General features: G+C 60.8%; 24 protein-coding genes and 2 tRNA genes. 11 read left to right on the forward strand and 15 right to left on the reverse strand.

Translation table 11 applies throughout. From position 1 onward, the window contains the following. Positions 1 to 21: 21 nt before the first annotated feature. The gene (locus tag I2H38_RS00710; RefSeq protein ID WP_196269886.1) at positions 22 to 1,449 is read left to right on the forward strand and encodes a hypothetical protein; all 1,428 of its coding nucleotides are present in this window, start codon (positions 22 to 24) and stop codon (positions 1,447 to 1,449) included. Here I2H38_RS00710 and I2H38_RS00715 read toward each other — a convergent pair. Continuing rightward, complete coding sequence (locus I2H38_RS00715; protein WP_196269887.1) at positions 1,424 to 2,365, reverse strand: histone deacetylase family protein; 942 nt, start codon at positions 2,363 to 2,365, stop codon at positions 1,424 to 1,426. The two genes, I2H38_RS00710 and I2H38_RS00715, sit on opposite strands and share 26 nt — an antisense overlap. Before the next feature lie 200 nt (positions 2,366 to 2,565). Between I2H38_RS00715 and I2H38_RS00720 the strand changes: the two genes are divergently transcribed. Next, positions 2,566 to 3,153: a L,D-transpeptidase gene (locus I2H38_RS00720; RefSeq protein WP_196269888.1), complete on the forward strand. Its 588-nt coding sequence runs from the start codon at positions 2,566 to 2,568 to the stop codon at positions 3,151 to 3,153. A gap of 48 nt (positions 3,154 to 3,201) precedes the next feature. Here I2H38_RS00720 and I2H38_RS00725 read toward each other — a convergent pair whose 3' ends face one another. Then, complete coding sequence (locus I2H38_RS00725; RefSeq protein WP_196269889.1) at positions 3,202 to 4,050, reverse strand: patatin-like phospholipase family protein; 849 nt, start codon at positions 4,048 to 4,050, stop codon at positions 3,202 to 3,204. Between the two features lie 6 nt (positions 4,051 to 4,056). After that, on the reverse strand, positions 4,057 to 4,548 hold the full coding sequence (locus I2H38_RS00730; RefSeq protein ID WP_229426482.1) for a MarR family winged helix-turn-helix transcriptional regulator: 492 nt from the start codon (positions 4,546 to 4,548) through the stop codon (positions 4,057 to 4,059). A 231-nt stretch (positions 4,549 to 4,779) separates the two neighbouring features. Between I2H38_RS00730 and I2H38_RS00735 the strand changes: the two genes are divergently transcribed. Further along, on the forward strand, positions 4,780 to 5,559 hold the full coding sequence (locus I2H38_RS00735) for a DUF1499 domain-containing protein (protein WP_196269890.1): 780 nt from the start codon (positions 4,780 to 4,782) through the stop codon (positions 5,557 to 5,559). 8 nt (positions 5,560 to 5,567) lie between these two features. On the opposite strand, the gene I2H38_RS00740 is transcribed toward I2H38_RS00735, so the two are convergent. After that, positions 5,568 to 6,509: an MBL fold metallo-hydrolase gene (locus I2H38_RS00740; RefSeq protein WP_407663990.1), complete on the reverse strand. Its 942-nt coding sequence runs from the start codon at positions 6,507 to 6,509 to the stop codon at positions 5,568 to 5,570. A gap of 103 nt (positions 6,510 to 6,612) precedes the next feature. Between I2H38_RS00740 and I2H38_RS00745 the strand changes: the two genes are divergently transcribed. Then, positions 6,613 to 7,233: a biotin transporter BioY gene (locus tag I2H38_RS00745; protein WP_196269891.1), complete on the forward strand. Its 621-nt coding sequence runs from the start codon at positions 6,613 to 6,615 to the stop codon at positions 7,231 to 7,233. A gap of 81 nt (positions 7,234 to 7,314) precedes the next feature. Here the strand turns inward: I2H38_RS00745 and I2H38_RS00750 are convergent, their stop codons facing one another. Then, a complete protein-coding gene (locus I2H38_RS00750) occupies positions 7,315 to 7,722 on the reverse strand; it encodes a DoxX family protein (protein WP_196269892.1) in 408 nt (135 codons plus the stop codon). Positions 7,723 to 8,083: 361 nt separating this feature from the next. Beyond that, a tRNA-Pro gene (locus I2H38_RS00755) sits at positions 8,084 to 8,160 on the reverse strand. A 162-nt stretch (positions 8,161 to 8,322) separates the two neighbouring features. On the opposite strand from I2H38_RS00755, the gene I2H38_RS00760 reads away from it, so the two are divergent. After that, a tRNA-Gln gene (locus I2H38_RS00760) sits at positions 8,323 to 8,397 on the forward strand. Between the two features lie 83 nt (positions 8,398 to 8,480). On the opposite strand, the gene I2H38_RS00765 is transcribed toward I2H38_RS00760, so the two are convergent. The 7 genes from I2H38_RS00765 to I2H38_RS00795 all read right to left on the reverse strand — a co-directional run bounded on the left by I2H38_RS00765 (position 8,481) and on the right by I2H38_RS00795 (position 14,240). Next, on the reverse strand, positions 8,481 to 8,621 hold the full coding sequence (locus tag I2H38_RS00765; protein WP_196269893.1) for a hypothetical protein: 141 nt from the start codon (positions 8,619 to 8,621) through the stop codon (positions 8,481 to 8,483). A 380-nt stretch (positions 8,622 to 9,001) separates the two neighbouring features. Beyond that, positions 9,002 to 9,847, reverse strand: coding sequence for a TIGR01459 family HAD-type hydrolase (locus tag I2H38_RS00770; RefSeq protein ID WP_196269894.1), 846 nt, complete (start codon positions 9,845 to 9,847; stop codon positions 9,002 to 9,004). Between the two features lie 49 nt (positions 9,848 to 9,896). Further along, positions 9,897 to 10,697, reverse strand: a complete 801-nt coding sequence (gene phnE / locus I2H38_RS00775) for a phosphonate ABC transporter, permease protein PhnE (protein WP_196269895.1) — start codon at positions 10,695 to 10,697, stop codon at positions 9,897 to 9,899. Further along, positions 10,694 to 11,509 carry a phosphonate ABC transporter, permease protein PhnE gene (phnE, locus tag I2H38_RS00780; RefSeq protein ID WP_196269896.1) on the reverse strand — a complete coding sequence of 272 codons (816 nt, stop codon included), beginning with the start codon at positions 11,507 to 11,509 and terminating at the stop codon, positions 10,694 to 10,696. The genes phnE (I2H38_RS00775) and phnE (I2H38_RS00780) overlap by 4 nt, the downstream gene beginning before the upstream one ends. Next, positions 11,506 to 12,282 carry a phosphonate ABC transporter ATP-binding protein gene (phnC, locus tag I2H38_RS00785; protein ID WP_196270567.1) on the reverse strand — a complete coding sequence of 259 codons (777 nt, stop codon included), beginning with the start codon at positions 12,280 to 12,282 and terminating at the stop codon, positions 11,506 to 11,508. The genes phnE (I2H38_RS00780) and phnC overlap by 4 nt, the downstream gene beginning before the upstream one ends. 59 nt (positions 12,283 to 12,341) lie before the next feature. After that, on the reverse strand, positions 12,342 to 13,334 hold the full coding sequence (gene phnD, locus I2H38_RS00790; RefSeq protein WP_196269897.1) for a phosphate/phosphite/phosphonate ABC transporter substrate-binding protein: 993 nt from the start codon (positions 13,332 to 13,334) through the stop codon (positions 12,342 to 12,344). 108 nt (positions 13,335 to 13,442) lie between these two features. Then, entirely contained in the window at positions 13,443 to 14,240 is a 798-nt protein-coding gene (locus tag I2H38_RS00795; RefSeq protein ID WP_196269898.1) for a DeoR/GlpR family DNA-binding transcription regulator, read from the reverse strand. A gap of 337 nt (positions 14,241 to 14,577) precedes the next feature. Here I2H38_RS00795 and I2H38_RS00800 point away from each other — a divergent pair, with 337 nt between their 5' ends. After that, positions 14,578 to 14,919: a hypothetical protein gene (locus I2H38_RS00800; protein WP_196269899.1), complete on the forward strand. Its 342-nt coding sequence runs from the start codon at positions 14,578 to 14,580 to the stop codon at positions 14,917 to 14,919. Between the two features lie 36 nt (positions 14,920 to 14,955). On the opposite strand, the gene I2H38_RS00805 is transcribed toward I2H38_RS00800, so the two are convergent. Then, positions 14,956 to 15,930, reverse strand: a complete 975-nt coding sequence (locus I2H38_RS00805; protein WP_196269900.1) for a sugar-binding transcriptional regulator — start codon at positions 15,928 to 15,930, stop codon at positions 14,956 to 14,958. A 206-nt stretch (positions 15,931 to 16,136) separates the two neighbouring features. Between I2H38_RS00805 and I2H38_RS00810 the strand changes: the two genes are divergently transcribed. Beyond that, on the forward strand, positions 16,137 to 17,123 hold the full coding sequence (locus tag I2H38_RS00810; RefSeq protein WP_196269901.1) for an ABC transporter substrate-binding protein: 987 nt from the start codon (positions 16,137 to 16,139) through the stop codon (positions 17,121 to 17,123). On the opposite strand, the gene I2H38_RS21190 is transcribed toward I2H38_RS00810, so the two are convergent. Beyond that, the gene (locus tag I2H38_RS21190) at positions 17,120 to 17,254 is read right to left on the reverse strand and encodes a hypothetical protein (RefSeq protein ID WP_267875941.1); all 135 of its coding nucleotides are present in this window, start codon (positions 17,252 to 17,254) and stop codon (positions 17,120 to 17,122) included. The genes I2H38_RS00810 and I2H38_RS21190 overlap by 4 nt on opposite strands. 16 nt (positions 17,255 to 17,270) lie before the next feature. Between I2H38_RS21190 and I2H38_RS00815 the strand changes: the two genes are divergently transcribed. Genes I2H38_RS00815 through I2H38_RS00830 form a run of 4 tightly spaced genes read left to right on the forward strand, consistent with a single transcriptional unit; the run spans position 17,271 to position 21,884 of the window. Then, the gene (locus I2H38_RS00815; protein ID WP_229426516.1) at positions 17,271 to 18,884 is read left to right on the forward strand and encodes an ABC transporter permease; all 1,614 of its coding nucleotides are present in this window, start codon (positions 17,271 to 17,273) and stop codon (positions 18,882 to 18,884) included. Then, the gene (locus tag I2H38_RS00820) at positions 18,872 to 19,954 is read left to right on the forward strand and encodes an ABC transporter ATP-binding protein (protein ID WP_196269903.1); all 1,083 of its coding nucleotides are present in this window, start codon (positions 18,872 to 18,874) and stop codon (positions 19,952 to 19,954) included. Before I2H38_RS00815 ends, I2H38_RS00820 begins: the two co-directional genes overlap by 13 nt. Continuing rightward, positions 19,951 to 21,120 (forward strand): MBL fold metallo-hydrolase, encoded by a 1,170-nt coding sequence (locus tag I2H38_RS00825; RefSeq protein WP_324617321.1) that lies wholly within the window; start codon positions 19,951 to 19,953, stop codon positions 21,118 to 21,120. The genes I2H38_RS00820 and I2H38_RS00825 overlap by 4 nt, the downstream gene beginning before the upstream one ends. Beyond that, positions 21,117 to 21,884 carry a 5'/3'-nucleotidase SurE gene (locus tag I2H38_RS00830; RefSeq protein ID WP_196269904.1) on the forward strand — a complete coding sequence of 256 codons (768 nt, stop codon included), beginning with the start codon at positions 21,117 to 21,119 and terminating at the stop codon, positions 21,882 to 21,884. Before I2H38_RS00825 ends, I2H38_RS00830 begins: the two co-directional genes overlap by 4 nt. Positions 21,885 to 21,937 lie beyond the last annotated feature (53 nt).

Consider the following 21,937-nt stretch of genomic DNA (forward strand, 5'->3'; position numbering starts at 1 on the left):
CCTTCAAAAGAATAACCGCCATTGAACTCCAATCATGATGGATCGGGGGCGACGCCTGCTGGGCGCGCGCATCACACGATCCACGATCGCGTATTGCGTGAGGCGAACGAGGCCTCGTCGAGCCAATCCTGGGCTTGGGCCCTGATAGCGTCCCTGCGCCAGTTCACGGATCGCATCGTCCATGGCTCGCCGGGGCGCGATGCTGCGCGCTTGGCGACTCGACTCGTCCTGGCCAGGGGCATGTCGGTCGTGACGCTGATTGTCGCGGCCTGGCTCGTGGACATCCAAGCCTTCGCCGAGTTCGGTGTCTATCAGACCTTGGCGACGCTGGCCTGGATTGCTTTGTTCCTCCGTTACGACGCGGCCATTGTGTCGGCGCGCTCGGATGAGGAGGCGGGTGAGGCCCTGCGCCTTTGCATCGGCGTCGGAACGATCCTCTGGCTTTTCTTTTCTGGCAGCTCTTTGATCGTCGGCGGGGCCGGCTTGATGCGGATGCAGCTTGCTGTGTTGCTGCCCTTCTCCATCCTCGGCCGCGGTATGCTGCGCCTGACCTTTGCGACGGCGACGCGGGACGGAGACTTCAAGGGCATCGGACGCGCCTCCATGGTGCAGTCGGTTCTACAACCGACGGCGCTTGTCCTTCTGGTCCTGTCGCCGATCGACGACGCGCTCGGCTTCGCCATCGCCGACATTGTCGGTCACGTCAGCGGGGTCGCTTATCTGGCGTGGCGTCGGCGCAAGCATCTCCAAGCCCTCGAAGCAGGGTGGTCGGTTGCGGCGTTGCTTGACGCAGGCCGCCGATGGAAGAGCCTGCCGCTCTATAATCTGCCGGGCTCTTTCTTCGCGCTTGCCTTCGTGATGTCGCCTCTGCTGATCATGCCCATGGCCGCCCCGCCGGTTCTGGCCGGACACGTGGCGCTGGCCTATCGCATGTTCGACGTGCCGACTCAGATTATCACGGCCGCTTCGACACCGATCTTTCTGAACAGGTTGCGGCCATCCCTGGATAGAGCGAGTCCGATCTTCGGCCGTCACATCATGTTAGGACTGAGCCTTCTCATCGGTGTGGGCTATGCGCTCATGGCGGGGCTTCTGATGCTTGCGGATCCGTTGTTGACCGGCACGGCTTTGGATGGACTCGCCTACGTGATTCCCTACGTCGCTCTTTTCCTATGTTTCGTCGCTCTGGCTGCCCCGCTCAACGATTCGTGCGCTCTCTACCCTCAGCAGAGGCGGCTCGTGCTGATTCAAGGAATGGCGGTCCTGGGGAGTTGTCTGGCGGCAGTCTTCGTTACCGGGACGTCTTCGGGAGGAGCGCTTCTGACGCTCGCCCTCATCTCGGGCCTGCGCACCCTGTTTCTGGGAGAACTGCTTCGCCGGCTGTCGCGCCTCAGTCATGAATCCTTCGTCGCAACAGCGCCCGTCAGGTCCGCATCTCCCGTCCCATGAGGGCGTCGATGTGCATTGAGACGGATTTCGACAGGCCCTCGAGATCGTAGCCGCCTTCGAGAACCGACACGATTCGCCCGCGACAATGGCGGTCGGCAAGTGTCATCAGTTTCTGAGTCGCCCAGGCGAAATCGGTCTCGGTCAGATTGAGGCTCGCCAGGGGGTCGCGCCAATGGGCGTCGAACCCTGCCGAGATCACGACCAGGTCGGGCGCAAACGCGTCGATGCGCGGCAGTACGATGCTTTCCAGCGCGTCCCGGAACGCTTCGCTCCCGTCCCCGGCCTGCAGCGGCGCATTGACGATGGTGCCATGCCGGCCCGTCTCCGTGATCGTACCCGTGCCGGGATAAAGCGGCGCCTCATGAGTCGAGCAATAAAGCACGCTGGCATCATCCCAGAAGATGTCCTGCGTTCCGTTACCGTGATGCACGTCCCAATCGAGGATGGCGACGCGCTGTGCGCCATGGTGGCGCTGCGCATGGCGCGCAGCGATGGCCGCATTGTTGAAGAAGCAGAAACCCATGGCGCGCGTGCGCTCGGCATGATGTCCGGGCGGGCGCATCGCGACGAAGGCATTGGCCGCTCGGCCGGTCATGACCTCGTCGACGGCCTTCACCGCGCCGCCTGCCGCCCTGAGCGCCGCCTCGTAGGTGCCGGGCGACATGACCGTATCATCGTCGACCCGCACCAGTCCCTCGCGCGGGCTGACGTCGCGCAGCGAGAGAACGTAATGCTCCGGATGGGCGAGGGTGAGGCTTTCCATTTCCGCCATTGGCGCGAGTTCTCGGAGGAGCGGGACGAAGCGCTCCTTCTCGAGCGCACGCTCGATCGCGCGGAGGCGGTCGGGCCGCTCCGGATGTCCGAGGGGTGTTTGATGGTCGAGTGCGGCAGGGTGAGTGATGTAAAGCGTGGACATGAAATTTCTTCGATCGGGGCAATCCACTGTCGCAGCGAGTCGAGCGGCTGTCCATGTTGTTGCTGTGCAACACACTTTCGAGGCAAGCCGTGGCATTGTGCCGGCGATTCGCCTCTCCCCATTACCTAAGGGAGCGCTTCTCGAAGCGCTGCCGTTTCCTATTCTCCGCACCCTGGGGACGCGAAGTAGAGCTTTGATCCATGCGCCTCTCCAGCCTATCCCTGATCCTCGCCACGATGACTGCCTTGGCCGGCTGCAGTTTCAAGGGGGTTCCTGAGCCAGAAGTGTCGGTCCGCGACGCGGATTGGATGGCCCGGGTTCCGAAGGCGCAGGAAGATTTGCGCTATGGGCGATACCTCATGGACGACCCGACCGGCGAGACGCCTGGCACTATCGTGGTCGATTCCAAGGAGCGGTTCCTTTACTACGTGCTGCCCGGAAAGAAGGTCATCCGCTACGGCGTCGCCGTTGGCGACGAGATCTATGGGTGGACCGGCACGTCGCGGATCGCGCGCAAGGCCGAGTGGCCGGATTGGAATCCTCCCGCCGAGATGAAAGCTCGTTGGCCGCATGTCCAATATACCAAAGGCGGGCCGGACAACCCCTTGGGCGCGCGTGCGCTTTATCTCTACGAGGGCAACAAGGACACGCTCTACCGCATCCACGGCACCAACGAGCCCGAGAAAATCGGCTTGGCGGTTTCCTCGGGCTGCATCAGGATGCGCAACATCGACGTGGTCGATCTCTACAACCGCGCCGATGTGAACGCGAAGGTTGTCGTTCGCTAAAGCGGGGAACTCTGCTATCGGCGTCGGCCCGGGACGACCCGGGCCGTTTTACGGCACCGACGTCGTCCGCATGCGCTTCGCGAAGGCTTCGCCGTCCTTCAACCCCATCTCATAGGCTTTTCGGATCCCGGCCGGGTTCGTGATGTCGAATTGACCAATCGGAACGGGCTCCGACGGCTGGATATAGGTCCGGCCTCTCACCTGCGGGAATGCGCGGTAGAGGCGCGAGAGGATCACAAGCGTTCTGCCGCCCTTCGCCTCGACCTCGGACAGAGGCTCAGCCGGGACATTGTCCACGAGGCCGCCATCGAGCGCCGCCATTCCGCCGACGCGCCCAATCGGCATGAAGGGCGGCACGCTGGCGCTGGCCATCAGCGCTGCCCGAAGGTCGGACGGGGAGGGGAGATCGCGCACCCGGACGAATTCCGCGCGAAAGCCGATGGCGCGTCCACCTTTCGGGTGAACCGGCCCACGCCATTTCTTCTCGACCTGATAGGTGGCGAGGCCGAGCGGGATCGCGACAGTGAGGGGGAGCCGCCGGGGCTTGCGGGCGAGGCCGATCAGGATGTCCGGACCGCGCTTGAGGCGCTCCAGAGCCGCCTCATCCATGAAAGCTTCGATCAGGGTGCGGTACATGCGCGAGACCGGCCAGGGGGAGCCTTCGCTGCGCCAAGCGCGCCATTCGAAGTTCCGGCGGCCGAGGCTGCAGCCCTCGGCCACCATTTCGTTGACGGGCCGCCCGAGGCCGAGAACGCTATAGCAGGCCGACCATGCGCCCGCGCTGACACCGACGATCATTTTCGGTTTGAGGTCGAGCACAGGCGCCGCCGCCTCCCAGAAGCCGCCTTGCCAGTAGCAACGGTTTCCCCCGCCAGCGAATGCGATCGCGTCGAACATGGCCTCTCAACCCTGACCCTTGGCGAGCGTCTCGTCCTCCGCCGTCCTGGCGCTGTCGCGCCAAGCCAAAACGATACGCTCGAGGTCCGCCAAATCCGCGGGCGGAAGCGACCCCAGCGTGCTCTCCACGTATGACCTTTGGAGGGCGATGCCCTTTTCGGCGAGATCGCGCCCCTTCGACGTCAGATGCAGAGCGTTGGAACGGCGGTCGCCGGGGATCGCCCTGCGTTCCACAAGGCCCGCCTCGACCATTCGGTCGAGCAGGCCAGAGACGTTGCCCTTCGTCACATAAAGCCGCTCGGCCAATTCCTGCTGGCTCAACCCCTCCCGCTCGGTCAGGGTCGAGAGCAGATCGAATTGCGGAATCGACAATCCAAGCGTCTTCAACTCCGCCGCGACCGTGTTCATTGCGCGCCGATGCAGACGGATGAAACGGAACCAGACCCGAAGCGGGTCGACGGATGGGCTGGTCGCGGAGACTGGGGCAGCGGACGTCAAAGGCTCGGTTTCCTTGCTTTTCTCGAGATAGTTTACATCGAAACCTTGCCTAGCGTCATCCCGTTGAGGCGTGGCAAAGATACGTGCTCTCCAGAACCTCTCGCTCAAAATGGGGTGAGAGGAACAAAATTACGGTTTCGGCTTTCTTATCGACCCAGCCGGTCGCCGAGGCGAGCTGCTTCTCAGCGAGGGGAAGTGGCATGCGCTAGAAGGGATTTGTGAAGCCACCCGATGCGCCATCTCATCATCGAGGAGCCGTTCTCGCGGCCGGCGAAATGGTCGCCCATGCTGGCATGGTTCGCGCTCGTCGTGTCCGTCATGGCCGCTGCGCTGATCCGCTGGAACCGGATCGATTACCCAGCTGGTTTCGTGGCCCTCGGCTCGGGGCTGCTGGTGGCGTTCATCGCGGTCGGGCTGTCGCTTGTCGCTTTCATCCGTATCTGGCAGGAAGGCCGCCGGGGATTGGGAAAAGCGATCCGCGGCCTTCTCATCGCCGCTCTGGTGCTTGCGTATCCGGGTTGGATGGCGGTGAAGGCTGTTACTCTGCCGCCCATCAACGACATTTCCACCGATACCGACAACCCTCCGGCGTTTTCGCGCTCCCGCGCCGCGCTCGAGGCGCGAAACGGCCGGGTGCCACCGGATGCAACTCCGGAGGCTCGCGAGCGGCAGCGTGAAGCCTACGTGCAAATCGCGCCGCTCAACCTCGATGTCGATCCCGACGAAGCCTTCGCCTTGGTGCGTGAGGCAGCCACCAATCTCGGTTGGCAGGTGATCGAGGCCTTGCCGCCCGGTGGCCGTATCGGCACCGGCCGTCTTGACGCGATCGGTCACAGCTTCCTGTTGAATCTGCCAGACGACATTACCGTGCGGATCCGTCCCCGCGCGGATGGGGCGCGTATCGATATTCGCTCCGCGTCACGCATCGGCACCCACGATCTCGGCGCCAATGCCGCCCGAATTCGTGCCTTCCTCGAAGAGACCTCGAATCTCGCGCTCGCGGGAAGCTGACCTGCCCCTCAGGCCAACCGGTACTCGCTATCGAGGGATGGCAGGCCCTCGGTCGCGACCTGGCCTTTCGCGATGAGATCTTCCAGGTGAGCGAAGACCGAGAGGCCCGCCGCCCCGATCAAGGCGGGCTTCAGTCCCTGATAAATCGCGGCCACGATTTCGGGAATCGTCCTGTCGCCGGCCGCGAGACGGTTGAGGATTGATACCTCGCGCTGGCGGCGGTGGTGGGCGAGGGCCCGAACGAAGCGTTGCGGTTCCCGCACGGGGCCGCCATGGCCGGGCCAATAGAGGGTCTCGTCACGCCCGCGCAGTTTCTCCAGGGAGGCCATGAAGTCGCCCATGGATCCGTCCGGCGGCGCGATGACGGTCGTGGACCACGCCATGACGTGGTCGCCCGAAAACAAGGCATTCTCCTCCGGCAGCGAAAAGGCGAGGTGGTTCGCCATGTGCCCCGGTGTCGTCAGCGCTTCGAGTCTCCAGCCGGGTCCCTCGATCACGTCGCCTTCGACGAGTTCCTGGTCGGGCACGTAGTCCTTGTCGGAGCTGGCCTCCAGGAAATTGACCTCGCCTATCGACAGGGGGCGTGCGCTGCGATGAGGGCCGCAGCCCACGAGCTTGGCTCCCGTCGCTGCCTGGATGGCTCGCGCGGCTGGAGAGTGATCCTTGTGGGTATGGGTCACGAGAACATGCGTCACCGTCTCGCCACGCACGGCGTCGAGCAGGGCGTCGATATGTTCGGGCAGATCGGGGCCGGGATCGATAATCGCCACGTGGCCCGACCCGACGATGTAGGTGCAGGTCCCCGTGAAGGTGATGGCCCCCGGATTGTTTGCCACGATCCTGCGAACCAGGGGGCTTACGCGCACGCATTCGCCGGACTGAGCCGGAGGGTCGATGTCGAATGCGAGTTCGTCTGCCATCATCACTTCCTTGAGGAATTTTCTGGGCATCAATAAGGAGCTTTGCTGCTGCCGCTTGAGGCCCTCGTCCGACCCCCGTATAAGGCCTTATCAGCCGCCCGCGAATGGCGGAATGAGATCTGGAGATCTGCTCATGTCGACTGGCGCTACGTCCCTTGCCTCGCCGTCCACCCTCGTTGGCCTTCTTTGGCCCTCGCGGGACGACGCTCGCTTCGCCGCGCTTCGCGCCATCGTCCTGATGGTCGTGGGCTCCGCGCTTCTCACTATCTCGGCGAAGGTTCAGGTGCCGCTGCCTTACGTGCCCATGACGATGCAGACGATGGTCGTCCTCATCATCGGCGCGTCTTATGGCCTGCGTCTCGGCGGCGCGACGGTTGCGCTCTATCTTGCCGAAGGCGCGATGGGGATGCCTGTTTTCGCCAATACCCCGCCGCTGGCCGCTGGTATTTCCTATTTCCTGAGCCCGACGGGCGGCTTCCTTTTCGGCTTCCTTGCTGCTGCCCTCGTCATGGGCTTCATGGCCGAACGCGGCTGGGACCGTTCGCTTGCCCGCGTCATCGTCATGATGACCATCGGCCACGCGGTGATCTTCGCTGTTGGCCTGTCCTGGCTCTCCGCAATCATGCCGTTCGCCAAGGCCTGGACCGTGGGCGCTGCCCCCTTTGTCGCCGCGACCCTCGTCAAGACCGCGCTCGCCGCTGCCCTGATGCAGGCCGCCTGGACGGTGACGCGCCGCAAGGATGCTTCCCGCTAAGCCTTTGAAGGCCGATCAAGCCTTACAAAAAGCCGCCCCTTCGGGCGGCTTTTTTGTTTCGCGGCGTGATGCGAGTGCGGCTCAGGCTGCGCGCCGCTGGCGCAACTGGTCGAGGCTCCACGCGCCACCGCCGGCGGCGACCAGGAACAGAAATACGAAGCAATAGAGGATTGCCGCATCGCCGCCGTTCAAAGCGGGGAAGAAGCTTTTGGGTGCGTGGGCCATCCAATAGGCGACCGCCATCTGACCCGCGAGAATGAAAGCGACAGGGCGGGTGAAAAGCCCGAACGCCAGAAGCGCGCCGCCGACGATCTCGATGACGCCCGCGAACCAGAACAAGGTGAACATGGCAGGGGCGGGACTGGCCGAAACCGGGAACCCGAGAAGCTTCTGGGTGCCGTGCTCCAGGAAGATCAGCGCCGCCACGATGCGCAGGACGCTCAGAAGGCGCGGGGCCCAAATGTTTTCGAGAGAAGTCGTTCCATTCATTGATTCGTCTCCATGCTGGGAATTCTGCCGTCTGCGTCGGCTCTCCCAACGCGTGGCTGCGTGACGAACCCGTTAGCGGTGCGCAGGCGCTCTTTCCAGATCGAGAGGCCCGCCATCCGGTAACGAATTGCTTACCACGTTTGGAAGTCACATCGATCCTACGGCGCGGCGCCGCGTTCTCCTCATGCGCAGAACGCAGGAGACTGCAATGCTGATCCTCGATCCGAGAACCGGACAGATTATCTCGATCGACCCTCGGCCAAAGCCGAGTCGTTGCAGCGCGCCTTGGTCGCACGCGAACAAGGAATGTTTTCCGATTGAAGCAATGTTGAGGAACGACCTTTGAAGGTCTCGGGAAAGTTGGTCGGAGTGGCAGGATTTGAACCTGCGACCCCCACGTCCCGAACGTGGTGCGCTACCAGACTGCGCTACACTCCGACACCGAAAATCTTCGGGAGGCCGGTCTTATAGCGGGGGTGGCGGAGGGCCGCAAGGGGTGAAATGGCGGTTCGTGACGATATCTGCGCAACTCGCGAAACTCTGCTGAAAACGGAGTTGCCAGCAGCGATTATGCCGATTATGAACACGCCACTCCGATGGTGGGGCGTCGCCAAGCGGTAAGGCAGCGGTTTTTGGTACCGCCATTCCCAGGTTCGAATCCTGGCGCCCCAGCCAATCCTCCCACTCCTGAAAAACCTGGAATTCTCGCTGGCTGGGTAGCTTTGTGCCCCGGTGGGACTTATTCGTCGATGACGTGATCAGCCCTCCAGATCCTGATCCCGTTCGTCCAGGGTCATTTGCAGCGGATGCTTCGAGGCTTCGGCTGTCCTTTTCAGGCCCATGCGCACGATCATTCCGAGGGGATTGTTCGAGCCGAGCCAGAGAAAGAGGTTCTCCACGCCGTCTCCATTCACATGATGATGCCTTAGCAATTCCAGCTGGCTGTACTCGTTGAATTGAGGATCTCGTGACGGGTTCAAGGACCACGTGGGCGGTCCGCTCGAAGCGGCGTTTGGCAGGGCAAAGAACCGGTCATTGGCCCTCGGGATTGCCAGCAATGCGCTCAAGGCAACGTCGCGGCGTCACCATCCACGCATCCGCCCGCGACCGATACGTTCGGGTAGAACTGGTGCCGGCCTAGGGCAGAGCGATGTCCCCCTAGCACCGTTCGGAGTGGTCCTCCGCCTCGTCCCAAGTACTTGTGAAGACGATTGCGCTCGACCATTCGCGAGGCTTGCGGATGTCGCTGCAGTACTATTTCTGAATTCCGGCTGCGTCACTACCAGATGAAGCTAGGCACGACATACTGTGGCGCAAAGCCCGTTCGGGCGAATAGGAGGGAGCAACTTTCGGGATCGACACCCTGCGGACCCCATGCGAGCTCGCCGCGATGGATCCCGCCGGCCACGAGGATGCTATCAAGACCGCATCCCGCTGCCCCGGCGACGTCGTGATGAAGGGAATCGCCGATCGCTGCCACACGGTCTCGCGGTAGATCGAGGAGGCGCAAGCACGTGTCGTAGATCCGGCCATGAGGCTTGCCGTGATAGCGCACGGCGCCTCCCAGTTCTTCATAAGCCCTGGCGATCGCACCGGGGGCCTCAAGTAGTATGCCGTCAGGACTGACGCGCACGATGTCGGGGTTGCCGCAGATCATCGGCAATCTGCGCTCGGCAGCCCGGTCGAGAATCTTCTTCCATCCTGCGATCGATTGGCGCGGCGGGTCCATGCTGAGAGCGAAAAGAAAGTCTGCCTGGTCGATATCGGAGACTAGCGTCAGTCCGAGGCCGTCGACCAGATGATCTTCGCCTTCGCGGCAGAACAGAAAACATCGCGGCCCCAAGGCCGCGTGGAACGGATCGTTCCTGTCGAGCAGGGCATCGCGCGCGTCATCCCCGGCAGATATGACGGCATCGTAAAGCGACCTTGAAAATCCAATACGGCTGAGCAGGATCTCGTTTTCGGGGCCGCGCCGTCCGGAATTCGAAAGAATCAGAATCGCCTTCCCCGCAGAACGAAGGGCGGCAAGGGCCTCGACGGCGCCCGCATACGGGCGAACTCCATCATGCAGAACGCCCCACTGATCCAGCAGGAAGCCGTCGAAATGCGGAGCCAGCGACGCCATCCCGGTTCGCGCTTCGAAAAGGGGCGGCTTTGCCACCTGCGGGCTGGCCTCAAGTGATGCGGGAGCGGACATAGGCTGAGAAAGCTTCACTGAGTATGACGACGACGAAAATCGCTAACAGGATGACAAGGACTTGCGACCAGAGGAACTGGTTGATGGAGGCGTAGAGATAGAGGCCGATCCCTCCAGCGCCGACAAAACCGAGAACACTGGATTCACGCACGTTGATGTCCCACCGGTAGATGGTTGTGCCGATCAGTACGGGGTAGATCTGCGGCAGGATGGCGGTGGAGTAGATCTGCAGTGTTCCGGCTCCCGTCGCCTCGATGGCCTCGATCTGGCCGTGATCCACCTCCTCGATGGCCTCGGCGACGAGTTTGGCGATGAAGCCGACGGAGCGGGCGGCCACAGCGCAGATGCCGGCCACGGGGCCGGGACCGAATATCGCAACGAAGACCAGCCCCCAGATCACCGTATTGATAGAACGCGACAGAACGAGGATGGCGCGGCCGACCAGCCAAGTTGCTCCATTGAGTGTCGTATTGCGCGCAGCAAGGAACGCAATCGGAACCGCAAAGATGATCGAAATCATGGTGCCGAGCGTCGCGATATGAATCGTCTCGACAAGCGGCCTTAAAACCAAAGGCAAATAGGACCAACGGGGTGGCCACATGCGCTGCACAAGATCAGCCGCCTGCAAATGAGCGTCGGCGAAAAATGCCCATTCGATTTCGAGTGCGGAGACCGACCAAGCTGCTGCCAGCGCGGCGCTGCCGATCCACAGCCAATGAATCAGACGTTCACGGGGAGTGTAGCGTTGCCAAATATCGGGATAGTTTTTTTTGCTCAACGGAGCCTCCGCCGGACCCAGTCGCTGAACCACTCGCCAAGCGCTACCATAGCGGCGATCGAAATTAGAATAGCGCTGCTGAAATCGAAATCGTAACGAGAGAATGAGGCGGAGAGGGTTTGGCCGATGCCGCCCGCGCCGACAATGCCGATCACAGTGGAATGCCGCAAATTCGCGTCAAGTCGATAGATAAATACACCCAGCGTCTTCACTAGAACCTGCGGCGTGACTGCATAGAATACCACCTGAGCGAAGGTGGCGCCCGTCGCGCGCACTGCTTCGACCGGCCCCTCCTTCATGTTTTCGATATCCTCTGCCAACATCTTTCCCAGGAATATTGCCGACGCGAATGCAAGGGTCAGCAGTCCCGCTACGGGGCCAAACCCAAATAGCTTTACGAAGAAAATTGCGATGATGACTTCGTGAAACGTACGGCCGATGACGATCAGTCCGCGGGCCATGAGATATATCGGTCTCGGCGCGAGATTGCGCGCGGCGCAGATGCCGAGTGGGATGCACAACAACATTCCGACAATACTCGCCGCGATAGCAATTTGGATGCTCTCGATCATGCCGTTGAGGAGAATTTGCCAACGCTCGAAACTTGGCGGCACCATCCGCATCAGAATGTCGAGCGCGCGCGGCAACCCGGCCAGAACGCGTTTGCCGTCGATGTTGAGGGTTGAAAGTGACCAGACCAGATAAAGAATGATGCCGAGCCAGAACATCGCGCGGCGGGCACGTGTACCGAACAACGTCGGTGGTCGCCATGCATCGGGGTGGGCGGCGCGGACGGCGTCGGAACTCATCATGCGCCCGCAGCTTCGTTGTTCGAAGTCAGCGTCCAGTCCTCGTCGCCATAGATCCGCGCCAGCGCGGCATCGGTCAGCTGGTCTGGCGTATCATCGAAGACGAGGGCGCCCTCGCTGAGGCCCACAATGCGATCAGCATGACTCTTGGCGAGCGCAACATCGTGAATGTTGATAATGGCCGGGGTCTTGCGTTCGGCAACAAGCTCTCCGACGAGCCGCATGATCTGACGCGAGGTCTTTGGATCAAGGCTCGCCGTAGGCTCGTCTAATAGCAGCAAGTCAGGGCGCTGCATCAATGCGCGCGCGATACCGACACGTTGTCGCTGTCCACCCGAAAGCGCGTCGGCGCGTCGGTCCTGATAGCCCGCGAGGCCCACGCGGTCGAGAAGCTCGAATGCCGCGCGAATATCCTCGGCTGGAAATCTATAGCGCAGCGAAGCAAACAGGCTGACATAGCCCAGACGACCAGAAAGCACATTCTGCATGACTGTAAGCCGCTCTACCAGGTTGTATTCCTGGAAGATCATGCCGATACGCCTACGCGCCGAACGCAAATCTTTCCTGTCGAGCGCTACAATATCCTTGCCATTAAGCAAGATACGTCCAGAGGTCGGTTCGACCAGCCGGTTGATGCAGCGAATGAAGGTGCTCTTGCCCGCTCCGGACGATCCGATGATCGCCACGACCTGCGGACGGTCGATGATCATGTCGATGCCGTTCAGCGCGCGTTTACCAGTCTTGTAGACTTTGCTGAGGCACTGGACGTCGAGCAGCGGCGCGACAGCCTTGGAGGTTGCCGCGCCGCTTTGGGTGCGTGCCGACACGTGTGCCATCAATCGCCCTTCAACTTGGAAAGGCCATCCTGCGTATATGTAACGCCGGTCTCCTTCTGAATGGTGCGGATATCAGACCAGGCGTCTTTGTAGTCGATCTTCTTGAAACCTTTCTCGTCTTTGAACTCCTTTGCGAGTTTCGAGTTCAGAAAATCGAAGGTGAGGAAAGCCTCTTGGATTTTCTGCTGGAGTTCAGGGTTGAGGTCGTGCGCCACGCCAAAGGCGGTGCGGGGAAACGGGTTCGACTCGTACACGATACGGACCGCATCGGCCTTGAACATGCCACGAGCCACCATGCGTTCCATCACATTGGATGCGATGGGCGCTGCGTCATAATCCTTGTTCACAACGCCCATGATCGAGTTGTCGTGTTTCCCCGAGAAGAGAACCTCATAGTCGGTTCCGGGTTGGATACCCTTCTCTTTGAACAGGACGCGCGGTGCGGTGTCTCCCGAATTCGAGGAAGGGGCCACATGCGCAACGCGCTTGCCCTTGAGATCAGCGACCGATTTGATGGAACTGTCGGCCGGGACAATGAGCTGGAGCGTGTAGCCGATCGTACCATCCTTCTTTTCCATGGCGACGAGAGGCCGAAAACCCGCAAGATTGACTGCGTAGGGCGTTGCGCCACTGGCAACACCGGCGATGTGCAGCCGCCCGGATCGCATGGCTTCGATTTGGGCAGCGTAGGATTCAGCCGCGAACCAGCGCACGCGCTTGCCGGTTACTTTGCCAAGGTGGGTCATGAAATCTTCGAAGACATTCTCATAGACTGAGGGATCCTCGACCGGCGTGTAGCTGAAAATCAGCGTGTCGGGATTCTTCCAGCCACTTTTGTCCTTTGGCACATCGGCCAGAAGGTCGCCATCAGCGTCACAATAGCGAGCATCGAGCGTGCCCCGACTGGCGCAGTTCTGCGCCTCTGCGGCGCCGATTTGAACCGCTGTTGCGACACACAGCGTCGCAACAACGGACAGAATTGTCCGTAGCATGAGATCCTCCCAAAATAACCTGCCGTTGACCGGCCTTTTATCATTTCTGAGAGAAATCAATCACACTGGAAACAAATGATCAAGCGGACTTGTAGTAGAGGGAGAGTATCAGTCGGTTGCGACGATACATTTCGTTCCAGCTTCGATGAGACATCTCCGTAACGCTTCCGGTGGCTCTGCATCCGTGACGAGAATGTCGAAGGAGGACAGGGGGGCAAGGCGACCCACTGCTGTCCTGTCGAATTTTGATGAATCGGCGACCGCGATCGCGCTTCTCGAATGGGCGAGGCTAGCCTGTCTGACAGCGATCTTTTGCAGGTCGAAATCCATCGGCGCGCCATCGGTGTCAAAGCCCGCAAAACTCATAATCGTGAAGTCGACTTTGAAAAGGCCGATCTGATCGATAGTAACGCTTCCGACAAGTGATCCGTTGGGGCCGCGCAGCGCGCCGCCCGTGACGAAGACCTCGATGCGCGGATGATCCGTGAACAGCATCGCGACGGCGGCGCTGCAGGTGAAAACTTGCAAGCCGTTCTTCACCAGGAGCGCGCGGGCGACGGCCTCGACTGTCGTGCCCACGTCGAGGAATACGGATGCCCCATCTGGAATTCGGTGGGCTACGGCACGTCCAATTCGTTCTTTGCCATTGATGGCTATGACCTGCTTTTGCGCATAGCCGAGGCGCACCGAGTTGTCCCGGAGGCCAGCGCCGCCGTGGAAGCGTTGCAGCAGGTGGGCCTTTTCAAGTTGGATGATATCTCGACGTACGGTTTGGTTCGACACACCGAACTGGCGCGCGAGCGCTTCGATGGTGGCGAAGCCTTGCTCTTGGACGGCTTTCAGCACAAGCTGCTGCCTTGCACTGAGGTCGTCGCCCTGGTGTCGCAATGCGGCTTCGTGTTTCATCAGGACGGTTCCGCTTGTAAACTATCTTACATTGATCCGTTAATGCGGGGGGCGCGCGGCTTGTCAAGCGCCCTATCGGGCAGAACACCCGAAACGCGTCACGCTGCGTATTCCTCGCACTCCTGACCAGGAGTTACCGCGACATCGTCCTGAAAACCGTGCTCCGTTGAGTCCCAAATCCTGTCCAATGCCCGTTAGTGTGGACGACGCCTGGTAGTTTTGGTCCTTGCTTTGCTTCAAAGAGTGGCTCACATTTAGCTCCAAACATGCACAATATCACGTTTCCGGGTCTGGGAGGGGGTAAGTGAAGCCATCTAATTCGAGCGATCTCAGGCAGGTGCTGGCGAAGGCGATTGTTACGCTGCCGACTCCAACCGATCTGAGGCTTGTGGCGCAGCGCTTCGTCGATCATGCGATTGAGCCGCGCCTGTCCCCCACCGATGTCAGCGCCATCGTGCAGGATCTTGGTTATCCCGATCTTGAGAGTTTTTGCCGTGACGTCGGCTTGCCGGATCATATTACAGAACGATGGAAGCGCTTCGGGGTCTCATCAGAGATGGGGCAGATCTTCGCTTTCTTGGGGCTGCAGCGTAGCCGCGTCCGCGATGCCGTCGACGAGTTTGAGGCCACAAGGAATGTCGGCTTGGATGAGTTCTTTTGCGAACGTGGGCTGATCTGAGCGCCGACAGGATTAAAGATTATAGCGAGAGCGATATCATGCCTCATCGAGGAGCGCGGTTGCCGTCTCGCTGTCAGTAATCAGGACCTGAACCGAGACCGCCTTTAAAGCCGCCCGAATTGCCTCGACTTTCTTGTTGCCACCGGCGGCGAGGACGACATTCGGGATTCTGCTGACCGCATCAAGGCCGATTGCCATGACCCGGCGATTGATGTCGTGGTCAACGAGGCGTCCATCGAAAGTTACAAAGAAGCACAGAATATTAGCGACGGCACCCTGGTCCTTTAACGGGTTGATGAGATCGGACGGGACAATGCCATGTCTGAAAATGGTAGCCTCCGGCGAAACGTCGCCGACCGTGAGGAGGGCGATATCCGCCGCTTCCGCCCGAGCCCGGGCAAATCGCAGGGTCGGCTGCGACCACAGGCGGTCCCGTAGTTCGGGGTCATCGACGATGACCGGCGCCGTGATCTGGTAGCTGTCGGCGCCAAGGGCCTCCGCCACTTTTACTGCGACGATCGAGGGATTAATCCATTGCGAGTGCGGTAAGCTGCCAACGAGGGCCGCGACTGTCGCGCCTTTAAGTTGGCGCCGGGGCAGGAAGGCCAAGCTGGCATAGAGAGTCGCGCCGCCGCCGATGGCGAGCGTTGCGCCATCCTTCATTTGCTCCCCCACGTAAGACGCAACGGCGTGGCCGATCGCCTTTTCAAGGCTTCCTTCGTCGCTGGGTGTCGGTACAACGACCGCCGCGGCAAGTCCCCAGTGCTTTTCGAGCTCTCGCTCCAGTCGGATTTGGCTTGCCGTCGGAGTGTTGATAGTCGTCGTGACAATGCCATCGGATATGCAGGCGGCGAGCGTCCGCATCACCTTGATCCGCGTTACGCCAAGCTTTTCCGCAATCTGCTCCTGCGTGAAGCCTTCTACGAAATAGAGCCACGCGGTCTTTACAGCCAAATCCGATGAAACCAGCGGCGGTCCCAGTTCTTCGTTCTTTGTCTTAGGTGATGGCATCCCTTTGCATCCCTTCAAAGACCGCTTGCCGTTCGGTCCTGTCGCTAGCCTTCCGCAGCGTCCTGTTCATTTGTTCTTGACAGTGAACAAATGAACAATAACGTTCTTCCGCGCTGTCATCAAACGTGACGGTGGAGCCAATAAGAATTTGCGAATCGATATTTTCAAATGGCGATATCGATATCGTGTAACAACAGGAGGACGCTATGATCCATATTTTGAAGGGCGTGCGGCTCGCATCGTTGGCCCTTACTGCAAGCTTGGTCGTCTCTGCCGCACAAGCGGAAACGCTGATGCTCTACACCTCCCAGCCGGAGGCAGATGCTTCAAAGACCATCGAGGAATTTCGCAAGGTCAACCCGGGTATCGATGTTCAGGTGTACCGGTCCGGCACCAGCGATATCCTCAGCAAACTCGCCGCGGAGTTCGCGGCAGGCGCTCCACAAGCCGACGTTCTGTTCATCGCCGATGCAGTGAGCATGGAGCTCCTGAAAAAAGACAAGCGTCTTGCAGCCTACAAAGAAGCGAATATCGCAGGCTTTCCTGCCGAGAGCTATGACGCCGACAAGACTTATTTCGGCAGCAAGCTCATCACCACCGGCATCGCCTACAATACCGGTGCCAGTAAGAAGCCGAAGCACTGGTCGGATCTGACAGACGCTGCCTATAAGGGTATGCTCGTCATGCCGAGCCCGCTCTACTCGGGGGCCGCTGCGTATCAGCTGTCGGGTTTTGCCGTGAAACCGGAGCTGGGGTGGGGCTATTTCGAAAAGCTGAAAGCCAACGACACCATCGCGGTCCGTGGTAACGGCGCGGTGCTGAAGTCTGTGGCGAGTGGTGAACAGCCTTACGGTATCCTCGTCGACTTCATGGCTCTCAATGCCAAGGCCAAAGGCTCCCCGATCGAGTTCGTGTTCCCCGAGGAGGGCGTTCCCGCTGTCACCGAGCCGGTCGCTATCATGTCCACGGCGAAGAACCCGGCCGCCGCGAAGAAGTTCGTGGACTTCATCCTCTCGGATGCAGGCCAGAAGCTGGCTCTTTCACAGGGCTATCTGCCCGCAAAGGAAAGCGCGGGACGTCCGTCCTGGCTGCCTGAAAACGCCAAGATCAAGATCATGCCGATTGACATCAAGGCAGTCCTGGAGCGGACCGAGGACGACAAGAAAAAGTTCTCGAATCTGTTCGGCGGCTAAGGAGCCTTTTTCATGGCCGGATCGATCGGTGGCGTGCGGAACTCGTCCGACCTCGTCATACCTGCTTCAATAAAAAGAGGCTTTCCATCGGAATGGGTGTTGACGGGACTCGTGGTCGCGATCGTCGTCATCCTGTCGATCCTTCCCATGCTTCGTCTGGTGCAAGAGATCATTGCACCAGGCGGTCGTCTGTCGATTGCGGCTGTCGAAGCCGGGTTGTCGAATCCCGCCACGTGGACCGCAACCTGGCACTCTCTTGTGGTCGGTTTCGGAGGCACCGCTTTGGCGGTGCTCTTCGGAACCGCCGTGCCCATCCTCATTTCACTGACTGACGTTCGCGGGCGCAGCGCCTTCGTGCTCTGCTTCGTGACGCCCTTGATGATCGCGCCTCAGGTGACGGCCCTCGCGTGGCTGCAGCTGTTCGGCCCGGCGAGCCCTCTGCTGAAGTTGCTCGGCATCGCTCCTCCTTTGGGAAGCCGCAATCCTCTGTATTCGGCGCAGGGCATCATTCTGCTGCTGGGCGTGCAGTACGGGCCGCTGGTGTTCCTGATGGTTCGCGCAGGTCTGCGCAAGTTGCCGCGCGAGCTGGTGGAGGCAGGTTTGGCTGGGGGCGCCAGCCGCTGGACCGTGCTCAGAACAATCGTGCTGCCTTTGATGACGCCTTCTATCATTGGCGCATCCGCACTGGTGTTTGTTTCCTGCGTCGGCAACTTCGGCATTCCGGCTTTCCTCGGAATTCCGGCCAACTATCTCGTTCTGCCGACGCTGATTTATCAGCGCCTTGCCGGGGCCGGGCCCTCAGCGCTGGCGGAAGTGGCGTTTCTTTCGGTTCTGATCGGCGTTATCGCTATGGTCGGCATCGTCGCGCAAGATATCATCAGCCGCCGGCGCGATTACCGGATCGCGACCACATCGTTGCCAGTCGAGCCCTTCGAGCTTGGACGCTATCGCGTGCTCGTCGAGGCGATCATGTGGCTGATCATTTGCGCCATTCTGGTGTTGCCGATGCTGGGGTTGTTCCTGACATCCCTTGTGCCGGGTTACGGTATTCCGCTGTCGTTCAAGACCGTAACCCTGTCCAACTATTCCTTCGTGTTGTTCGATCACGCGGCTGCCAAGAGCGCCTTCTTTAACAGCTCGGTTCTTTCCGTCGCCGCTGCGGTCTTCGCCGTTCTGGTGGCGGTGCCGCTCGGCTATTTTATCGCTTGGCGTACGTCTTGGTGGAGCAAGGTGCTGAACCTGACCGTGGAGCTGCCGTACGCGCTCCCAGGTGTGGTACTGGCGATTGCAGCCTTGCTGATGTTCCTCAAGCCGATCCCGCTGATCGATCTTCGGATCTACAACACGGTTTGGATCATCCTCTACGCCTACCTCGCGCGCTTCATGGTGCTGGCATTGCGTCCGACGGTGAGTGGATTCCATCAGATCGACCGCTCTCTGGAGGAGGCCGCGCAGGTTGCTGGCGCCGGGTTCGTGATGCGGCTGCGCACGATCATCTTTCCAATGGTAGCACCGGTGGCCGTTGCTGGCGGGCTTCTGATCTTCATGACGGCGTTCAGTGAGCTCACGGTGTCCGCATTGCTGTGGGCTTCCGGCTCGGAGACCATCGGCGTCGTGATCTTCTCCTTCGAGCAGGGCGGCGATTCGAGCTATGCGGCGGCGATCTCGACGATGACCGTGGCACTTACGTTGCTGCTGATGCTTGCTTCTAATTTCCTTGCACGTCACTTGCCGAACGGAGTTCTCCCATGGCGGGACTAACCATTGATCGGGTCAGCAAACGCTTCGGCGATTATGAGGCACTCTCCAACGTTTCCATCAATGTTGCCGATGGAGAGTTCCTGGCGGTTCTGGGGCCCTCGGGTTGCGGTAAGACAACCCTACTTCGAATGGTGGCCGGCTTCGAGAAGGTCACCGACGGACGCATCATCATCGGCGGTGAGACGATGTCGACACCGGAGCGTAACCTCCCCCCGGAGAAGCGCCGGGTTGGCATCGTATTCCAGAACTATGCCCTCTGGCCGCATATGACTGTCGCGGAAAACGTAGGATACAGCTTAAAGGTCGCGAAGGTCTCTCGCGCGGAGCGCGACCGCCGCGTTGCCGAAGCGCTTTCACTCGTCAATCTCACCGGCTATGGCGACCGGCGTCCGGCTAATCTCTCCGGTGGCCAGCGCCAGCGCGTGGCCTTGGCTCGTTGTCTCGTCTCCGCGCCGTCGCTCGTCCTCTTCGACGAGCCGCTCGCCAACCTAGACGTCCACCTGCGTGCGGCGATGGAAGATGAGTTCGCTGATTTCCATAAACGAACCGGTACCACCATAGTCTACATCACGCATGATCAGGCGGAAGCCATGGCCCTTGCGGATCGGATTGCCGTGATGGACGAGGGCCGCCTCGCGCAGCTTGCTCCTCCACGCGAACTCTATCGCGAGCCGGCAAACGAGATGGTCGCATCCTTCATTTCGCAAGGCATCATCCTGCCTGCCGACGTCCTGACGGCTGCGGAGGCCGGGCATTGTCGCGTCCGCGTGCTGGGCCACGAAGTGCTGGTGCGTTGCCGCCCGGATGAGAGTCCGCGCGCCGCTGCGAAGCTGTGTTGCCGCTCGCCGGAACTCGAGGCCGTGGGACCAAGTGAGGATGGCATTCCGGTCGCCATCAAGCGGGTTGTTTATCAGGGCGGCCGTGCCCGAGTCGAACTGTCGCCCGTCGAGCGGCCGGATCTCAATTTGCATCTTGAGCAGGCCGATCCTGTGACCCTCGTAGCGGGTGTCGAAGCACGTGTGCGCATTCGGACCGGCTGGCTGATCCCAGAGGCGAGGAACGCCCCATGATGCAGGTCGATCTTCACGGCGGTTTCGGTGAGAAGGGGCGCACAAGCGTCGCGCTCCGCTCAGCGAGGAGCCATATTCTGCTCGATGTCGGGATCAAGGTGGGGGCTTCCGGACAAGAATATTACCCGGTCATCGGTCGAGAGGTTGGGACCATCGAGGCGCTTTTCCTGTCCCATGCTCACGAGGACCACGTTGGTGCCCTGTCCTGGCTGCTGGCCGAAGGCTATTGCGGCCCGATCTTCATGACCGAGGAGACCCGCGAAGAAGCCCCAGCAACCCTCGCGCATTATGCAGATCCAGCGCAGCTGGAACTGTTTCCCTTTCCCAGCGACCGGGTTGAACTGTTCAAGCCCGGTGACACGCTGACCGTTGGCGATTTGACCATTCGCACCGGACGTTCGGGGCATGTGGTCGGCGGTGTATGGTTTGCTGTCGGCAATGGGGAAGAGACCATCGTCTATTCCGCAGACATCTTGCCCGACAGCAAAGTGTTTGTGATGGATCCGCTGCCGTCCTGCGACCTGCTCATCCTCGATGCCTCCTACGGTGCAGATCCGGTTTCCGGCGCTGCAAGGGCCGATGAGATCGCCGCCTGGGTTACCGAGCATCCGAAGGGATGTCTGCTGCCGACGCCATTATTCGGTCGGTCCTTGGAGTTGCTGGCGGTGATGCCGAGGCGCTTCGCAATTCATGCCAGCATGCGCCAGGCTTTGATGATCCAAATTGCAGCGAGAGAGGCCCTGTATCCCAAGGCTGTCGAGAGGTTGAAGCAGCAACTCGCTGTAGCTATCGACTGGCACGACGGCGACCCATTGCCTGACTGCCCGTTGCTCGCCGACGACGGCATGGGAACAGCCGGTCCTTCTGCAACGCTGATCCCGCATGCCGATGCGAGCGGCTATCCGGTGCTGTTGACCGGGCATCTTCCGGCCTCTTCCCCCGGCGACCTGCTCTATCGCAGCGGACGCGCATCCTGGATCCGCATGCCGACGCATCCGACCCTGTCGGGCAACCTCGATGTCTGGCAAAAGGCCGGCGAGCCTCAGACCCTCGGTCACTCTTGCTCACCGTTCATGCTCGAAGAGCTCGGCCATCACATTACTTCGCTACGCACGGATGTCCGCACGGGCCAGAGTCTCACTTTGCTTGAAGGAGCGATCTCATGAGAATCCTGGTCTGCAACGATGACGGCGTGGAAGCGCCCGGTATCGCGTTTCTCGGTGAGGTCGCCCGCACGCTTTCGGATGACGTGTGGGTCGTCGCTCCCGATGGGAAGCGCACTGCGGGCAGTTCATCGCTGACGATTGCACGTCCATTGACGATGACGCGCCTGTCGGAGCGCCGATATTCGTGCTCCGGCACGCCCGCCGATTGCGTCGTGACGGCCATGACCTGGCTCTTCAACGGGGACAAGCGCCCGGACCTTGTGCTGTCGGGCGTGAACGACGGTCGCAACGTGGCAGAGGATTTGGCGTACTCGGGCACACTCGGCATCGCCCGGGAGGCGACCTTTTGGGGCATTCCCGCGATCGGGTTCTCGCGGGTGAAGAATCCCAGGATCACCGATCAGGACGTACCGTGGATGGCCGACCTGATCCGGGGGCTCTGGCAGAACCGCGACGTCTGGGCGACTGAGGGGCACTTTCTGAGCATCAATCTGCCGGAGGATCTGCCGGCGCCGATCCGGCAGCCGAAGATCGGCCGCGATAAGATCGGGAATTCGGCGGAGGTGATCTCCTCAGATGGCGACACGGTCGTCCTCGTGGTTCCGCGTGGGCGGCCCCACAGCACGACGCCGGGAGACGAGAACGAAGCCATCGACGGCGGACATGTCACCATCAATCGCTTGAGCTGGTTCGGTGAAGCACCGCTTAAGCCCGATGCTCTCTTAGCGATTTCCCCACCGTCGAAGGTGCAAGAGGCGGTTTAGGCCACGATGGAACCAGTTCCGGGACAGCCGTCATACCCAAAATGACGGCTGTG

Source organism: Microvirga alba (assembly GCF_015694465.1).
Lineage (GTDB): Bacteria > Pseudomonadota > Alphaproteobacteria > Rhizobiales > Beijerinckiaceae > Microvirga > Microvirga alba.

What these genes read in the sequence shown, in the direction of transcription:
- I2H38_RS00715 (WP_196269887.1), bottom strand. Translation starts at nt 2,365, where the DNA reads ATGTCCACGCTTTACATCACTCACCCTGCCGCACTCGACCATCAAACA.
- I2H38_RS00720 (WP_196269888.1), top strand. Translation starts at nt 2,566, where the DNA reads ATGCGCCTCTCCAGCCTATCCCTGATCCTCGCCACGATGACTGCCTTG.
- I2H38_RS00725 (WP_196269889.1), bottom strand. Translation starts at nt 4,050, where the DNA reads ATGTTCGACGCGATCGCATTCGCTGGCGGGGGAAACCGTTGCTACTGG.
- I2H38_RS00735 (WP_196269890.1), top strand. Translation starts at nt 4,780, where the DNA reads ATGCGCCATCTCATCATCGAGGAGCCGTTCTCGCGGCCGGCGAAATGG.
- I2H38_RS00740 (WP_407663990.1), bottom strand. Translation starts at nt 6,509, where the DNA reads ATGCCCAGAAAATTCCTCAAGGAAGTGATGATGGCAGACGAACTCGCA.
- I2H38_RS00745 (WP_196269891.1), top strand. Translation starts at nt 6,613, where the DNA reads ATGTCGACTGGCGCTACGTCCCTTGCCTCGCCGTCCACCCTCGTTGGC.
- I2H38_RS00750 (WP_196269892.1), bottom strand. Translation starts at nt 7,722, where the DNA reads ATGAATGGAACGACTTCTCTCGAAAACATTTGGGCCCCGCGCCTTCTG.
- I2H38_RS00770 (WP_196269894.1), bottom strand. Translation starts at nt 9,847, where the DNA reads ATGGCGTCGCTGGCTCCGCATTTCGACGGCTTCCTGCTGGATCAGTGG.
- phnE (WP_196269896.1), bottom strand. Translation starts at nt 11,509, where the DNA reads ATGATGAGTTCCGACGCCGTCCGCGCCGCCCACCCCGATGCATGGCGA.
- phnD (WP_196269897.1), bottom strand. Translation starts at nt 13,334, where the DNA reads ATGCTACGGACAATTCTGTCCGTTGTTGCGACGCTGTGTGTCGCAACA.
- I2H38_RS00795 (WP_196269898.1), bottom strand. Translation starts at nt 14,240, where the DNA reads ATGAAACACGAAGCCGCATTGCGACACCAGGGCGACGACCTCAGTGCA.
- I2H38_RS00805 (WP_196269900.1), bottom strand. Translation starts at nt 15,930, where the DNA reads ATGCCATCACCTAAGACAAAGAACGAAGAACTGGGACCGCCGCTGGTT.
- I2H38_RS00810 (WP_196269901.1), top strand. Translation starts at nt 16,137, where the DNA reads ATGATCCATATTTTGAAGGGCGTGCGGCTCGCATCGTTGGCCCTTACT.
- I2H38_RS21190 (WP_267875941.1), bottom strand. Translation starts at nt 17,254, where the DNA reads ATGACGACGATCGCGACCACGAGTCCCGTCAACACCCATTCCGATGGA.
- I2H38_RS00815 (WP_229426516.1), top strand. Translation starts at nt 17,271, where the DNA reads ATGCTTCGTCTGGTGCAAGAGATCATTGCACCAGGCGGTCGTCTGTCG.
- I2H38_RS00820 (WP_196269903.1), top strand. Translation starts at nt 18,872, where the DNA reads ATGGCGGGACTAACCATTGATCGGGTCAGCAAACGCTTCGGCGATTAT.
- I2H38_RS00825 (WP_324617321.1), top strand. Translation starts at nt 19,951, where the DNA reads ATGATGCAGGTCGATCTTCACGGCGGTTTCGGTGAGAAGGGGCGCACA.
- I2H38_RS00830 (WP_196269904.1), top strand. Translation starts at nt 21,117, where the DNA reads ATGAGAATCCTGGTCTGCAACGATGACGGCGTGGAAGCGCCCGGTATC.